Origin of the sequence: Bacillus salacetis, assembly GCF_003581585.1 — a bacterium.
Classification (GTDB): Bacteria; Bacillota; Bacilli; order Bacillales; family Bacillaceae_B; genus Rossellomorea; species Rossellomorea salacetis.
Genome location: NZ_QXIR01000002.1, coordinates 27,001 through 40,719, shown reverse-complemented (window position 1 = coordinate 40,719; position 13,719 = coordinate 27,001). Strand labels below are relative to the sequence as shown.

Annotated in this window: 16 protein-coding genes and 1 riboswitch; of the genes, 6 read left to right on the top strand and 10 right to left on the bottom strand. The window is 43.2% G+C overall.

Annotated elements, in window-relative coordinates:
- Nucleotides 1-3: 3 nt before the first annotated feature.
- Together thiO and D3H55_RS01915 are read right to left on the bottom strand one after the other, a co-directional pair.
- Nucleotides 4-1,140 (bottom strand): glycine oxidase ThiO, encoded by a 1,137-nt coding sequence (gene thiO, locus D3H55_RS01920; RefSeq protein ID WP_119545220.1) that lies wholly within the window; start codon nucleotides 1,138-1,140, stop codon nucleotides 4-6.
- The gene (locus tag D3H55_RS01915; RefSeq protein WP_119545219.1) at nucleotides 1,124-1,750 is read right to left on the bottom strand and encodes a thiamine phosphate synthase; all 627 of its coding nucleotides are present in this window, start codon (nucleotides 1,748-1,750) and stop codon (nucleotides 1,124-1,126) included. Before D3H55_RS01915 ends, thiO begins: the two co-directional genes overlap by 17 nt.
- 92 nt (nucleotides 1,751-1,842) lie before the next feature.
- A riboswitch (TPP riboswitch) is annotated at nucleotides 1,843-1,948 on the bottom strand.
- A gap of 188 nt (nucleotides 1,949-2,136) precedes the next feature.
- Here D3H55_RS01915 and D3H55_RS01910 point away from each other — a divergent pair.
- Nucleotides 2,137-2,700 carry a glutathione peroxidase gene (locus D3H55_RS01910; protein ID WP_119545218.1) on the top strand — a complete coding sequence of 188 codons (564 nt, stop codon included), beginning with the start codon at nucleotides 2,137-2,139 and terminating at the stop codon, nucleotides 2,698-2,700.
- A gap of 38 nt (nucleotides 2,701-2,738) precedes the next feature.
- Here the strand turns inward: D3H55_RS01910 and D3H55_RS01905 are convergent, their stop codons facing one another.
- Nucleotides 2,739-3,659, bottom strand: coding sequence for a hypothetical protein (locus D3H55_RS01905; protein ID WP_119545217.1), 921 nt, complete (start codon nucleotides 3,657-3,659; stop codon nucleotides 2,739-2,741).
- A 200-nt stretch (nucleotides 3,660-3,859) separates the two neighbouring features.
- Between D3H55_RS01905 and D3H55_RS01900 the strand changes: the two genes are divergently transcribed.
- Entirely contained in the window at nucleotides 3,860-5,026 is a 1,167-nt protein-coding gene (locus D3H55_RS01900) for a glycoside hydrolase family 18 protein (protein ID WP_119545216.1), read from the top strand.
- Nucleotides 5,027-5,044: 18 nt separating this feature from the next.
- On the opposite strand, the gene D3H55_RS01895 is transcribed toward D3H55_RS01900, so the two are convergent.
- The 3 genes from D3H55_RS01895 to D3H55_RS01885 all read right to left on the bottom strand — a co-directional run bounded on the left by D3H55_RS01895 (nucleotide 5,045) and on the right by D3H55_RS01885 (nucleotide 6,308).
- Nucleotides 5,045-5,329, bottom strand: coding sequence for a hypothetical protein (locus tag D3H55_RS01895; protein WP_119545215.1), 285 nt, complete (start codon nucleotides 5,327-5,329; stop codon nucleotides 5,045-5,047).
- 388 nt (nucleotides 5,330-5,717) lie between these two features.
- Entirely contained in the window at nucleotides 5,718-5,984 is a 267-nt protein-coding gene (locus tag D3H55_RS01890; protein ID WP_119545214.1) for a DUF1292 domain-containing protein, read from the bottom strand.
- Nucleotides 5,985-6,005: 21 nt separating this feature from the next.
- The gene (locus D3H55_RS01885) at nucleotides 6,006-6,308 is read right to left on the bottom strand and encodes a DUF6509 family protein (RefSeq protein WP_119545213.1); all 303 of its coding nucleotides are present in this window, start codon (nucleotides 6,306-6,308) and stop codon (nucleotides 6,006-6,008) included.
- Between the two features lie 227 nt (nucleotides 6,309-6,535).
- Here D3H55_RS01885 and yxiS point away from each other — a divergent pair, with 227 nt between their 5' ends.
- Nucleotides 6,536-6,832, top strand: a complete 297-nt coding sequence (gene yxiS / locus D3H55_RS01880) for a protein YxiS (protein ID WP_119545212.1) — start codon at nucleotides 6,536-6,538, stop codon at nucleotides 6,830-6,832.
- Here yxiS and D3H55_RS01875 read toward each other — a convergent pair whose 3' ends face one another.
- On the bottom strand, nucleotides 6,833-7,678 hold the full coding sequence (locus D3H55_RS01875) for a S1C family serine protease (RefSeq protein WP_119545211.1): 846 nt from the start codon (nucleotides 7,676-7,678) through the stop codon (nucleotides 6,833-6,835).
- 86 nt (nucleotides 7,679-7,764) lie between these two features.
- On the opposite strand from D3H55_RS01875, the gene D3H55_RS01870 reads away from it, so the two are divergent.
- The gene (locus D3H55_RS01870) at nucleotides 7,765-9,081 is read left to right on the top strand and encodes a short-chain fatty acid transporter (protein ID WP_119545210.1); all 1,317 of its coding nucleotides are present in this window, start codon (nucleotides 7,765-7,767) and stop codon (nucleotides 9,079-9,081) included.
- Between the two features lie 396 nt (nucleotides 9,082-9,477).
- Here D3H55_RS01870 and D3H55_RS01865 read toward each other — a convergent pair whose 3' ends face one another.
- On the bottom strand, nucleotides 9,478-10,404 hold the full coding sequence (locus tag D3H55_RS01865) for a DMT family transporter (protein WP_119545209.1): 927 nt from the start codon (nucleotides 10,402-10,404) through the stop codon (nucleotides 9,478-9,480).
- 185 nt (nucleotides 10,405-10,589) lie between these two features.
- Here D3H55_RS01865 and D3H55_RS01860 point away from each other — a divergent pair, with 185 nt between their 5' ends.
- Both D3H55_RS01860 and D3H55_RS01855 read left to right on the top strand, forming a co-directional pair.
- Nucleotides 10,590-10,793: a hypothetical protein gene (locus tag D3H55_RS01860; protein WP_119545208.1), complete on the top strand. Its 204-nt coding sequence runs from the start codon at nucleotides 10,590-10,592 to the stop codon at nucleotides 10,791-10,793.
- 86 nt (nucleotides 10,794-10,879) lie between these two features.
- Nucleotides 10,880-11,299 carry a VOC family protein gene (locus tag D3H55_RS01855; protein ID WP_119545207.1) on the top strand — a complete coding sequence of 140 codons (420 nt, stop codon included), beginning with the start codon at nucleotides 10,880-10,882 and terminating at the stop codon, nucleotides 11,297-11,299.
- Nucleotides 11,300-11,317: 18 nt separating this feature from the next.
- Here the strand turns inward: D3H55_RS01855 and D3H55_RS01850 are convergent, their stop codons facing one another.
- Both D3H55_RS01850 and D3H55_RS01845 read right to left on the bottom strand, forming a co-directional pair.
- Complete coding sequence (locus D3H55_RS01850; protein WP_119545206.1) at nucleotides 11,318-12,079, bottom strand: exodeoxyribonuclease III; 762 nt, start codon at nucleotides 12,077-12,079, stop codon at nucleotides 11,318-11,320.
- Nucleotides 12,080-12,209: 130 nt separating this feature from the next.
- Complete coding sequence (locus D3H55_RS01845; protein ID WP_119545205.1) at nucleotides 12,210-13,694, bottom strand: DEAD/DEAH box helicase; 1,485 nt, start codon at nucleotides 13,692-13,694, stop codon at nucleotides 12,210-12,212.
- Nucleotides 13,695-13,719: the final 25 nt, after the last annotated feature.

Genomic DNA, 13,719 nt, shown 5'->3' with positions numbered 1-13,719 from the left:
CTCCTAATCAGCAGTCATTGTCTGCCGCTCGATTTTAAAAGTTTCATAGAGTATGCGCTCTTCTTCTGTTAATTTGTTTTCGATCATATCTGATACAATTTGCCCTGTTATCGGGCTGAGTAAGATGCCATTACGGTAATGGCCGGCTGCAATGAAAAGTCCCTGATACTCAGGGTGTGCTCCGATGTATGGCAATCCATCACGTGTCTGGGGCCTGATCCCTGCCCAGGCTTTTTCCCATGTTGCTTCTTTCAATTCAGGAAGAAATGCCAGGACCTTTTCTGACAAATGGGAAATGCCGTTTAACGAAACGGATTTGTCCACACGGCCGGGATACGTGGTTGCACCCACGATTATCCTCCCGTCTTTTTTGGGTACTGCATAGCAGCCTCTTGGTGAAAAGATAGTGGATTTAATAATCGGTTCATCAGGGATGACAGAGAAGCATTCACCTTTAACCGGGATGATATCCATGCAGATACCGCTCCTATACAACAGCTTTCCAGCCCATGCCCCCGAAGCGATGACGACTGTATCTGCGAAATAGTTATTTTGAGATGTTTGGACTCCTCTGATATGTGTTCCGGTGGAAAGGATCTCTTCAACCTCACAATTTGCAATCGAGTCTGCGCCTTGTGTTAAAGCTCCTTGGTAAAAAGCTTGTGACAGCTGTGGTGCCATTACCTGTCCGTCATTGGGTATGAACATTGCACCCGCTAGATGACTGGAAAGAGCCGGTTCCTGCTGCAGCAGTTCATTCATGTCCAGCCACCTTACTTCAGGATCCCATTCAGCGTGATACTGAACCTGCTTTTTCAATTCATGAACCTCATCGGGGCATTGGGCAATCTTAAGCATTCCCTTATTGACTAATCCTGCTTGGATGCCTGTTAGTTCTTCCAGTTCCATGACTAATCGTGGAAAGAGTGCCCTGCTTTTCAAGGCAAGCTTCAGCAGCGCATCGTTTTTATCGATCTCAGCCTGCGCACCTAACATTCCGGCAGCAGCCTGTGAAGCTTCCATGCCGAATTCGTTTTTTTCAATGATCAAAACACTCTTGCCGATTTTTGCCTGCTGAAAGGCAACAGAGCTTCCGATGATTCCGCCGCCGACCACAATGACATCATAGGTGTTCCTCATCTGACTTCATCTCCATTTGAGTTTGATATTCAATCGCTGCTTTGATTGGATCTTTTGCATTAAAGATTCCTGTCATTACCGCTATGCCGCTTGCACCGGTTTGAAGGACTTCCCGAACGTGGTGTGGCTGGATGCCCCCGACAGCCATCACGGGCAGTGAAACACTCTCTGCTATCTTGGCCAATTCCGCTAATCCTCTCGATGGCTTCCCTCGCTTAGACTCGGTTTGAAATATGTGTCCGAATACAATGTACTCGCTCCCCCCTTTCACTGCGCCAATGGCTTCGGAAAGGGAATGTACTGACATTCCTGCTGACAAATGAGGAAAGGAGCGCTTTACTGCGGTTAATGAGAGGCTGTGAAATCCGAGATGGACTCTTTCAATCCCTAAAGCAACAGCAGCATCCAAACGGTTATTTAAAATAAGCTTTTCTGCCGGGATGCCGCTCTCAATCATTCTTTCTGCCAATTCATAAATTTCCCTGGCTGTTTTGCCGGGCTCCCTAATTTGGATGGCATCAACATAGGGGCTGATGCCCAAACTAACGGCCGTGGTTTCCTCAATTGATTTTCTTCCAGACGTAATTGCATGAAGTACAGGTTTCTTCATAAACAACTCCTTAATTAGTTGATGAGACAATAAAAAAGCCGCCTTCCTGAATACAGGGGAAGGCGGCTTGGCTGGCAAATTAGAAAATGCAAGTCAATCTCCACACACTTCCCTCCGCTAGTATGAACTAGATCAGGTTCTAAGGGTCTTAAAGTACACTTTAATCTCAGCCTTTTAAAGGCTCCCCCAGTGATAATGGTTCGGCTATTTATTTATATGCATTCTATCATATGAAAATGAAATATCAAACTATTTTTCCAGTAAATTAAGCACTCTATAAAAATATTTCGAATTCGAAGCATTATGGTTGTCCCCCTGTATAAAAAATGTATAATATATGTAACGGTTATTTTATAGTTATATTGAACTAATCAGGAGGAGTTAAAATGAGTATATACGACTATTCGGCAATTGCCATGAATGGACAAGAAAAAACACTTGCGGACTACAAAGGGAAAGTGGTCCTGATTGTTAATACAGCTGGAAGATGCGGATTCACCTATCAATATGAAGATCTGCAAAAGCTCTATGACCGCTACAAGGATAAAGGATTTGTCATTTTAGGATTTCCTTGCAATCAGTTTGACAATCAGGAACCTGATTCTAACGAACTTATTCAGAATAGCTGTCTTTTGAACTACGGGGTAAACTTCCCTTTATTTCAAAAAATCAATGTACGGGATGAAAATATGCACCCGCTTTTCAACTATTTGACTCATGAAAAAGCTTTCGAAGGATTCAAAAAATTCCATCCAGTAGCCAAAATACTGATTCCGCTGCTGAATGCCAAGCACCCTGAATACCTCGCAGATGATTATTCCATCAAATGGAACTTCACTAAATTCCTTATTGACAGCAGAGGAGAAGTCGTAAAAAGATTCGAGTGTACGACAGACCCAATCGACATGGAATTGGATATTGAGAATCTGCTAGCCTCTGCAGCAGTATAAATGCAAAAAGGACAAGTCACCGACCTTGTCCTTTTTCCTTAAAATTTTCTGAAAAGATGCAGTTCAAACATATCTTGGCTCCAGGACTCAATTACATCCTGGACCGGTAAGACCTGCCAAGGATTGAACATAGTCTGCCCATGTTTGTTAAAACAGTATTGGTCATTCAAAAGGAATGCCGCATGTGATGCCTGCCCTTTGCTGTCTTTCCATACAAGCACGTCCCGTCCTCCCTGACTCCCCGATTCAATCTGATGGTAGCCATTCTGTTCAAGAAGAACAAAAAATCGGTCAGGGTGCATCCATTCATCTAGTAGAGTACAGTCCCTTGTGAACCCTGCAGCTGCAGCGGCAAGGCAATTTGGCCCGTTTGAATGGGAATAGGTGTCAAAATACCTTGCCAAGAAAGAATACTCTCTTAAGAGTTCCCTCCGAAGACCCTCTTCCATACAGGCAAGTACCGCCTGCTCACCTGTCCACAATGAAGCATAGTTAAGTAACAAGGTTGTTTGGGATTCATTGGATAGTGAATCCCAAAGAAATCGCTGTAGCATATAGACGGTTGTCTTTTTTGCTTCATCATAATAAGAGGATGGCTTCAGGACCTGAATCTCCCCTTCATTTCCAACCAGCGAAAGCAATTCTTCCTCTGAAAATAACAGTCCCCTCTCCAGCCGCCATTGTTCTTTAATGATTTCTTTCTTCTGTTCGTCCGTCAGAGTCTCATATGCATCATTGGAAAAACGTGAATAATACCCAGCCTCTTTCCTGACACCCCAGGTTGTAAAAGATGTTTTTTCGTCAAGAGAGAAAAAAGGAAACGTATCAGAAGAGAGCACCCGGCAGTCCAAAAAATCCGGGCAGCTTTCGAAAAACAGCAGGTCATAAGACGGTACAAACTTTTCCTTCCATTTTTGTAAAACTTCGTCGGTTACTATGTAATCCTTGATTTTCTGCATAGTATCTCCTCAATTTTTAAAACTTTTTGATTAAAAAATGAAGCAACGTTTTAAGGGGTATTAAGTACTGTTTCTACATTAACAGATCCGATTCCTTTAACAGGTTTCATCTGACCCTGCAGGCGGATATTACCAATGCTGCATTAGAAGGAATTCTGGTAAACTTCTAAAAGGAAAAGTCTGCAGGAGGCTGATCATCTATGAGGAAATTGCTGCCGATGCTGTCCCTTGTGATTCTATTTACATTTGCAGGGGGCTTTTATTCAGGAGTTGTATATAAAGAAACCGAATCAGTTCAATCTTCATCTGAGTTTGGCCATCACTTCAAAAGGTCACCTCAATTAAATTTATCTGCGAAGGAAATACCTGAAATCGTACCTGACTCACCTAAAGTATTGATGGGATATGTACAGGATTATCAAATGCCGGGGAAAACCGATTATTCCCAGCTGTCTCATGTGCTATTCTCTTTTGCCCATCCCACTGAATCGGGAGGAATCCTTTTGAGCGGGGACCATGCATGGGATAACCTGCGCCAAACGGTCAAACTTGCCCATGAACAAAATGCAGAAGTCCTGCTTGCCGTCGGCGGGTGGTTTCATATGAATGGCGGGAAATCATATCCTTACTTCAGGAAGGCGATTTCAAATGAGACATCCAGGACGAAGCTTGTCAATGAATTGGTAAAATTGGTAAAACAGGAGGACCTTGATGGGGTCGACATTGATTTTGAGCATCCCCGTTCTCAAGAGGATGCGCAATTTCTGGCATCTTTTATAAAAGAACTGAAGGCTAAGCTGGAAATGATGGAGAAGGAGCTGTCAACAGCGGTATATTCAAAAGTGGACAGCGTCACAGGACAGGAAAATAAGTCTGTCATCTTCCTTCCTTCAATGTTTGAGGCTGTAGATTATGTAAATATCATGGCTTATGACGGACAATGGGATGGAGGCTATGATGCCGCCAACCTTTCTCCTTACCCCTTCACTGAAAATATTGTCCAGTATTGGAGTCAGTTATTCGAATTACATGGCATACCAAAAGATAAGCTTGTGCTTGGTGTCCCATTCTATGCCCAGCCTGACGACCCCTCCAAGCCTGTGTTACCCTACTCTGCTATCGTCAAAAAAGGGAATGAAAATGCCTTGAAAGACTCTGTGGCGGTGAACGGAGTGAATTATTATTATAATGGCAGAGATACCATCCGTAAGAAAACCGATCTGGCGCTTGCTAATGACTACGGAGGTATGATGATCTGGGAAGCAGGCCATGATGCTCAAGGTGAAAACAGTTTAACAAGGATCATCAGGGATGTTCTTAAACAGGAAGAGGACAAAGAGGGAGACCTCTTCTGGGAAAAGAATTAAAACACAGACAGCGGAAACTTACTCCGCTGTCTTTTGTTTGACATAATTGATGAATCCCGTTCTGTGGCCTTCGTTGTCTATGATTTTCCGAACATAGTAGGGGTCTTTCAAAAGGCCGTCAAATTTGGACACTTCCAGGAAATCTTCAACTTCAGGATCAGCTTTTAATTCTCTGTACCATCCCTGCTCATCAAGTTCCAACCATAGTTCCTTAATGTCAGGGTCCTTTATGCGAAGAATATACTTTTGAACAAAATTTATAAAGAGTGCTCCAGTTAACAGAAAAAGAAAGATAAAGATCATATTTAGACTCCTTTGACGATGGTGGCCGCTTAAGGACGTTCTGCAATTACCTTGTTTCAGCAAAGGCGTCAAAAAGATTTTCATGATGCAAAGTGTATTTCACTGCATTTCTACTGGGTTTGGCAGGTTGATGTTCTTGGTATTTATTTTCAGGTGATAGTTAAGGAATAGGTTATCCTGGACACACCTTCGGAAGACAGTTTCCAGTATTGTACCTAGTTAATTATTCCTTGGTTGCCTGCATAATATGAATGAGACCCGCATTAAGAAAGGTTAAGAGGTTTAATGATCTTTTAACCCGGGTTTCAATTCATTTTCCTTAATAATCCGGGCATTCAATGCCTCTCAACCTCAAGCAGAACAAAAAGCGCTAAAGCACTTAATGCCTTTATAGCTCATCCATATTCTTGGCAAACTCTGTTGACACCTTTGCAAACTCGTCGTCGTTTTCAATTCCGGTCAAATCTCCTTCAGAATCAACCTTCAAAAAGAAAATGTCCATGTCTTCCTGTGACTCGGTACTGACATCATCTGCAAATGCCACTGCTGCATAATCCGTACCTTCCAGTGTCAGGGTAGCTAGAACCTCGATATCCTGTTCCTCATCATTTTCCCCTATCAAAGTAAACACTTCTCCAACTTTTACGCTTTCCATTAAGCATTCTCCTTTCATTCTTCAATCTTCTTTTGGTTGGTTTTCTCCATGTCGGTCAGCAATATACGTGCGGATCAACTCTTCTTCGTCTTCTTCCAGCTCAAAGTCCAGATAGTTTTCAGCAGACCGGTCCATGAGGTAATATTGAACGATGCGTGATCCATTCTCGTCTACAGCATAAATCGCTTTGACCAAAAGTCCGCCTTCCGTATAAAGTTCATCATCTTCAGGAACCTCGACTTCGAGGAGATATTCATAACGTTCGCCTGTAAGGATGCCGGTAGGATCCTCCAGTTTTTCCACCGTATATCCGGTAATATTCATAGTCACTGCATTCCTTTCGCTCTCTCTTTAAATTAATTTTGGTAAATCCTCCGCAATTATACACTTATTCGACAAACAATGCCTATAAATTTATGATGTATAAGAAGGTTGTATAAACTTCTGATAATTTGTCGCTTTCTGCGCTTTCCCGGGAAACATGTGAAATTTATTATTATTATTAGGGTGACAACAATGAACTGAGCTAATACTCAAGGAGGAGACACCATATGGACCACCGATCAAAAGAAAAAGAGATCATTGAAAAATACCAGCAGGATGAAAAGATGATGATACTGGCCTTTGCACAGTGGTGCATCAATCATGACATTGACCCAGTGGAGGTTTATTCGATCGCCTATCCGCAGCAGGAAGAGAATACTCTTCTAAAAGAAGCGGTTGCATCAACAGTGTCGAAAGAAGAATCAGAAGAGATCCCCCTTTCTTCCTTGTTTGCTGTATTTGAGATTTACGGGAATGAAGAACTTGCATTTGCTCTTTCCGAAAAGGTGAAAAGCTTAAAATGATCAAGGCAGGACTGGTATCCTGTCGACAGGAACAGCCAGTCCTGCCTGGTCATCTGCGCTTCCAATGGAGGGAATTGTGATTGCATAAACCACACCGATTACTTTTCCTTCTGAATCAATGACCGGGCTCCCGCTGTTTCCTTTTTCTATGGGAGCCGAAAGAAAAAGTCTTTCCCCGCTCTTGGTAATATCCCCTTCCATTACAATCTGGTTGTATGCGAGCGGGTTTCCGATAACATAAATGGAATCCCCTTTCTTCCACTTCCCGCCGTTCTGTATTTCAAGGTAAGGCAGACCCTTACCCTCCACCTCAAGCAGCGCGATATCCAAGTCAGGATAGTCTTCCTCAATCTCTGCTCTCATTATTTCCCCATTTGGAAATATCACAGTGATCGGTGACATGCTCTCAATGACGTGATGATTTGTAATAATGCTTCCTTCTTTCGAAATATTGAATCCTGTTCCTTTTGTTCCGTTTCCTTCTATGGTCACCACTGCTTTTTTGTAGTCTTTAATATTTTCAATTTTGGAAAGCTCGTTTGACTTTGGCAGAAATGAAAAAGACGGCAAATTAAAGACATTTACCCAGACAGCCAAAATACTGATAATAAGGCTCAAGGCGATTAAAACAGCAATTGACCTCGTCAGCAGAATACCGGCTCTGCTTTTAGGTGGTTTTTCCTCGTCGTCGAATAAAAAATCTTCCAGTTCAGGTTCGTTCAAATGTTCCGTTTCTTCTTTCTCTTCTCTGGAATGGGAATCATTATGGTTCTCCATGCTTTCCTCCACTTCATTTTCTACTTCAAGTGTATCGCAAACAAATGGGTAATACGAATAAAATGTCACTATTTCCCCTGTTCAAGGAATATTCAAAATGTTTTAATAATAGTATCAGGTACTAGAATGTACTGCTAAAAGAAGGAGGAATTCCGTTGAAAAGATTAATATCATTCTTCAACAGGATCATGCAGCGATATCTCCCTGACCCATTTTTGTTCGTGGTCATTTTGACTTTCGTTGTGCTGATCCTAGGTCTCGTCTTCACCGACAGCTCGGTAATCAATATGGTCGAGTATTGGGGCGGTGGTTTCTGGAGCTTACTAGAGTTTTCCATGCAGATGGTGCTGGTCCTTGTAACTGGCTATGTACTGGCATCAAGCCCTGTCTTTAGAAAAGGATTGTCTGCATTGGCATCAACTGCCAAATCCCCTGCTCAGGCAGTAGTGATTGTGACAGTCATCTCCATAATAGCTAGCTGGATAAATTGGGGATTCGGACTAGTCATCGGGGCCCTGTTTGCCAAAGAACTGGCCAAAAAGGTCGCTAATGTGGATTACCGGCTATTAATTGCAAGCGCTTACAGCGGCTTTATTGTCTGGCATGGCGGTTTTTCAGGATCCATTCCGCTGACCATCGCCACAGATGGTCACTTTTCACAGGACTTAATCGGTATTATCCCTACTAGTGAAACGATCTTTGCAATGTTCAATGTGACAATAGTAATAGCGCTATTTATCATTCTTCCTATATTAAATCGTTTCATGATGCCTTCTAAACATGAAACGGTTACCGTCGACCCGGCACTATTTGAAGAAGAAGCCGCCGTCAGCAAGGAAGCTGTATTGGAAACTCCAGCGGAAAGGTTGGAAAACAGCCTGATCGTCTCCCTGGTGACAGGGATTTTGGGTATTGCTTTCTTAATCTATTATTTCGTAAATAATGGGTTTGCACTGAATTTGAACATCGTCAACTTCTTGTTCCTGTTCCTGGGCATCCTGTTCCATGGAACACCCAGACGATTCCTTGATGCAGTCCTGAACGCGGTAAAAGGCGCAAGCGGCATCATCATCCAATTCCCTTTTTATGCCGGGATCATGGGGATGATGACAGCATCAGGCCTTGCGGCTGTCATGTCGGAAGGATTTGTAAACATTTCGAATGATTTCACTTTCCCATTCTTTGCTTTCATCAGTGCCGGCATCGTCAACTTTTTCGTCCCTTCCGGCGGCGGCCAGTGGTCAGTCCAGGCCCCGGTCATGCTGGAAGCTGCTGAGACACTCGGTGTGTCCACGGCTAAAACGGCAATGGCGGTTGCCTGGGGGGATGCCTGGACAAATTTGATACAGCCATTCTGGGCATTGCCGGCCCTTGCGATTGCCGGACTGAAAGCCAAGGATATCATGGGCTTCTGTACCATTGTGCTGATTGTCAGTGGTATAGTCATTTCTTTAGGCCTGCTCTTCTTATAAGGCTCTATTTGTAAAATTTATTGCTATTCAATATTGAACTCCAATAATATCCAGGCAATAGCTGAAAAAAGCCCGTTATGCAGGAAACAAAAGAAGTACTTCTTTTTCGAGAGTAAAACTTTGGAATACCGGTGAAGAATCCGGCACTTGGGATTTTTCCCAAAGCAATAATATATGTGAAAGCACTCTCTTTATCAAAAGGCTGCTTTTAAGAGAATCGAATAAATTCAGATAAATCCTGGCAGTACCAAGTTTTAGAGATGGACACTATCGGAACCACCGGATTCGGATTTTTTCAGGCATATTTGTCCGGATCACCGACTGATTGAGACTATCTTCCTGCTTTTCTACAATTCTTGTCCAAGTCCAAAAACCACAAGCTGGCTGCTTGTGGTTTTATTTTCTGCTTCGAAATAGTGGAAAAGTGAATGGATTAATAAAATTCTTGTTTACCGCAGCCACCCCTGCAATAATGATCAGTCCGCCCGCGACACTCATCAGCATTGCTTTTTCATGGAGGATGACGATGGCTGCAGCAAATGTGACAATCGGTTCCAGATAAATCAGGACACCCGCTTGGGAAGCCTGCAATACTTCCAAAGACTTAGCCCAGAACCAATAGCCTGTACCAGATACAAATACACCGAGGAAAATTAGATGCCCCCACTCATTCGCTGACAGGGCCGGTATTCCTCCCAGGCCATTGTTCCTTATAAGGAAGGGGGTGCTCACAATGAAGCCGATCAAGGTGATATAAAAGGTGAGAACAGTTGGTGGAAGAGGAATCCTCAGGCTTTTTAACAGAACTGTATAGACAGCCCAGTTCAAGGTGCTCATCAGCATAAGGAAGAACCCGAAATTCATCCCTAACTCAAGCCGGTTTTCAGTTCCGGCAGAGGTGACCATAAATACGCCTGCGATGGCTATGATGATTCCGACAGCCTTCCGGAAGTTTATTTTTTCATGCAGGAACAGCATGGAAAGGATGACTGTAAAAACGGGTGTAATGGATATCAGCCATCCCGCCGATGAAGCATCTATGAATATAAGCGAAGTTGTTTGAAGAAGCTGGTGGCAGAATGTCCCCAGGATTGCCAGGATGAATAAGTGGGGAAAATACTTGATTGAAAAACGTAACCTCTCACCTGTGAGAAGAACAATCAGCAGCAAAAAAGCCGCCCCGATGCCAAATCTGAAAACAATTAAAGTGAGAGGGTCCAACTTAACCAGGACCACTTTCGCAGATACGAAAGATACTCCCCAGAAAAAGACAGCCATTGACGCATATAAAGCAGCTGCTGCCTTCGCACTAAACAGGCTCATAAGTCTCTATCCTTCCAATAACAAGCTTTAAAACAGTATATGCTTGTCTTACCTGAGCATGTCTTAATGAGAGGAATTCTTTTCTCCCAAACAGGCATAAAGTATCAAAATTACGGGTCCTGGACGTTTGACCAAGCAATTCCCTTTTCTTTTCATATTCCTATAGTAAAAGGAGGGGATTCCATATGTATTATTTGGTGGTGGTTTATTTGGCAGCAGTTGCTGCTGGATTGGCTCTGCTGTTTGTTCTGGGTTCAACTGCTGCAGCTTTCCTGGGAGCAGGCTTGATTGGGCTGTTAAACGGATTAGCAGTCATTGTTGTAATCGTTTTCTCATTGTTGATCGTGTATCTGGCGGTCAAAGCTTTATTCCACAAAAATCACTGGTAAACTCTCTGGGGACTGCCTTCGAGGCGGTCCCCTTCATTTTGCCCCATTTTGATTGTATAGTGGAATGGACAGAAAGGAGAGTTAATATGGAAAAGAAGCTTGACCATATTGGTATAGCTGTAAGGGATTTAGACAATAGCATACATATGTACACGAATGTACTCGGAGGTACGTTGTATGATCGCTACCGAAGTGAAGCGGCAGGGGTAGAAAGTGAGATTGCAGTGATAGATCTTAATGGCAGCCGATTTGAACTGCTATCCCCTACAAACAATACCACATCCCCTATTGCCCGTTTCATCAGGCAGAAAGGAAAGGGAGTTCATCATCTGGCTTATGAGGTAGATGATTTGGATAAAGAGTTGATTGAGCTTGAAAAACGGGGAATCCGGACTTTAAAGGATACACTGCGGACTAATAAGCACGGGCGGCGCTTGATTTATCTTAACCCTGCAGATACCGAAGGAACCATCATTGAATACTGTGATTATCCCAAACAAAAATGATCTGTGCTCATGCACAGATCATTTTTCCATTTCTAATTCCAAATATACCGGGCAATGATCGCTTCCCAAAATTTCTGAATGCATTCCTGCATCCTTCAGTGAGCCCTTTAATCTTTCAGAGACGATGAAATAATCGATTCTCCATCCGATGTTTCGTTCCCTGACCTTGCTCATGTAGGACCACCATGTGTAAGAGTGCTCCTTATCAGGATAAAGATGTCTGAAGCTGTCCAGGAAACCATTTTCCAAAAGAAGGTCCATCTTCTCTCTTTCTTCAGTGGTGAAACCCGAATTTCCATGGTTAGACTTAGGGTTGCGAAGATCAATTTCATTATGTGCAACATTCAGGTCACCGCAATAGATGACAGGTTTGACTTCATCCAGTTCCATTAAGTAAGTTCTTACCCGTTCTTCCCAATCAAGCCTGTCCTCAAGTCTTGAAAGATCTCTCTTGGAATTGGGAGTATAAACATTAAGCAGGAAAAAATCATCGAATTCCAAAGTGATTGAACGGCCTTCCGGTTCACTTTCGTCCCCGCCTATTCCATAGGAAACTGAAATTGGTTTCTGTTTAGTAAATACAGCTGTCCCTGAATATCCTTTTCTTTCGGCATAATTCCAGTATTGATGGTGGTTTTCCAGTTCAAGGGAAATCTGTCCCTCTTGCAGTTTTGATTCCTGTATACAAAAAATATCGGCATCGGTTTCGTTAAAGAATTCCAAAAAGCCTTTCTTCACGCATGCCCTTATTCCATTCACATTCCAAGACACTAATTTCATGATTCATGATCGCTCCTGTTGAGTTTCTAGAGTGCTAGTTTACCAGAAAAGGAGGACCAATTCATTTTTCCTGATCCATCCCGGAAATCAACAAAAACATAACCTTAGAACAGGCTATGTTTTTGGCAGCTTATTTTCTTTTTCCTTTGGTTCCGGAAGAACTTCTTCCTCTTCTGCCGGCTGGGTTGCCCGATGAAGAATTTCCGCTTTTGCCTTTATTTCGGCCGGCCGCACTTTTGTCACCCAGTTTGTGAAGTGATCCTCTTTTGACTTCTTTGGCTTCAAGCATATTTGAACGCGGCTTTTTCTTTGCTGAACCTGTTTTTGCCTTCCCTTTGCCTCGCGGGGACTCCGAGTCATGGCCCCTCTTCCCTGTTGCCCTTCTGGAGCGGCCTTCTGATTTAGGCTTGCTGCCGTTTCTGCTTTCACCGGCATTTTTCCCAGCAGGTGTCTGTTTATCAGGTACTTGTTTAGATCTTGATTTGGGCTTCTGGTCAGTTACTTTTCCGATAGTCTTCTTCGGCAGCTTAATATTGAGTTCTTTCTCAATTTGTGACATAAGATCCTTTTGAGCAGGAGAATAAAATGTGACAGCCAGGCCTTTTTCACCAGCTCTGCCTGTCCTGCCGATCCGGTGTACATAACTATCCGCATCTTCCGGGATATCATAATTGAATACATGAGTGACTCCCTCCACATCAAGGCCCCTTGCAGCAACGTCGGTAGCGATAAGGAGCTGGAATTCAGAATCCCTGAAGCGTTTCATCACTTTTTCCCGTTTTGCCTGTGAGAGGTCACCATGCAGCTCATCACAAGTAAATCCATAAGAGACCAGATCTTCATAGAGCTTTGTCACTCTTCGTTTTGTACGGCAGAAGATCACTGCAAGATAAGGGTTGCCTTCTTTAATCATTTCCACGAGTGCAGCTTGCTTGCCCCGGTCACTTACAAAAACAGCTAGCTGGTCAACGGTTTTGGCTGGTCCCTGCTTACGTTCAACGCTGATATATTGGGGGCTTTTCATATGTTTCTTTGCAAGTGCCTTTATTTCGTCAGGTATTGTTGCAGAAAATAGAAGCGTCTGCCTTGAGCGTGGTGTTTCCCTTATGATCATTTCCACTTCTTTCAAAAAGCCGATATGCAGCATTTGATCGGCTTCATCCAAGACCAGAGTATCGAGCTCTGACAGATCAATCGTCCCTCTCCCAATATGGTCCAGGATTCTTCCCGGTGTTCCAACCACGATGCCCACATTCTTTCTGAGCTTGCTGAGCTGCTTTTCTACATCCTGTCCTCCGTACACCGGTAACACAGTAAGTCCTTCAATATGCCGGATGATCTTACGTACTTCTTCTGTAATTTGAAGAGCAAGTTCCCTTGTAGGCGTGATAATTAATGCCTGAATATTACTCTTTTCAAAGTTGAACTTCTCGATGATCGGGAGGATGAACGCAAGAGTTTTTCCGGTCCCTGTCTGTGCTTGTGCGATAACATCATGGTGTTCCATTACTGCAGGTATTGCCTTTTCCTGTATGGGCGTTGGAGTTGTGACATTGTTTTTCTGCAGTCTTTCAACAATGGATTCAGAAATCCCTAATGTACTGAAGTTTTTCAAATTTAATCCCTGCTTTCAAATTGAA

What these genes read in the sequence shown, in the direction of transcription:
- thiO (WP_119545220.1), bottom strand. Translation starts at nt 1,140, where the DNA reads ATGAGGAACACCTATGATGTCATTGTGGTCGGCGGCGGAATCATCGGA.
- D3H55_RS01915 (WP_119545219.1), bottom strand. Translation starts at nt 1,750, where the DNA reads ATGAAGAAACCTGTACTTCATGCAATTACGTCTGGAAGAAAATCAATT.
- D3H55_RS01910 (WP_119545218.1), top strand. Translation starts at nt 2,137, where the DNA reads ATGAGTATATACGACTATTCGGCAATTGCCATGAATGGACAAGAAAAA.
- D3H55_RS01905 (WP_119545217.1), bottom strand. Translation starts at nt 3,659, where the DNA reads ATGCAGAAAATCAAGGATTACATAGTAACCGACGAAGTTTTACAAAAA.
- D3H55_RS01900 (WP_119545216.1), top strand. Translation starts at nt 3,860, where the DNA reads ATGAGGAAATTGCTGCCGATGCTGTCCCTTGTGATTCTATTTACATTT.
- D3H55_RS01895 (WP_119545215.1), bottom strand. Translation starts at nt 5,329, where the DNA reads ATGATCTTTATCTTTCTTTTTCTGTTAACTGGAGCACTCTTTATAAAT.
- D3H55_RS01890 (WP_119545214.1), bottom strand. Translation starts at nt 5,984, where the DNA reads ATGGAAAGCGTAAAAGTTGGAGAAGTGTTTACTTTGATAGGGGAAAAT.
- D3H55_RS01885 (WP_119545213.1), bottom strand. Translation starts at nt 6,308, where the DNA reads ATGAATATTACCGGATATACGGTGGAAAAACTGGAGGATCCTACCGGC.
- yxiS (WP_119545212.1), top strand. Translation starts at nt 6,536, where the DNA reads ATGGACCACCGATCAAAAGAAAAAGAGATCATTGAAAAATACCAGCAG.
- D3H55_RS01865 (WP_119545209.1), bottom strand. Translation starts at nt 10,404, where the DNA reads ATGAGCCTGTTTAGTGCGAAGGCAGCAGCTGCTTTATATGCGTCAATG.
- D3H55_RS01860 (WP_119545208.1), top strand. Translation starts at nt 10,590, where the DNA reads ATGTATTATTTGGTGGTGGTTTATTTGGCAGCAGTTGCTGCTGGATTG.
- D3H55_RS01855 (WP_119545207.1), top strand. Translation starts at nt 10,880, where the DNA reads ATGGAAAAGAAGCTTGACCATATTGGTATAGCTGTAAGGGATTTAGAC.
- D3H55_RS01850 (WP_119545206.1), bottom strand. Translation starts at nt 12,079, where the DNA reads ATGAAATTAGTGTCTTGGAATGTGAATGGAATAAGGGCATGCGTGAAG.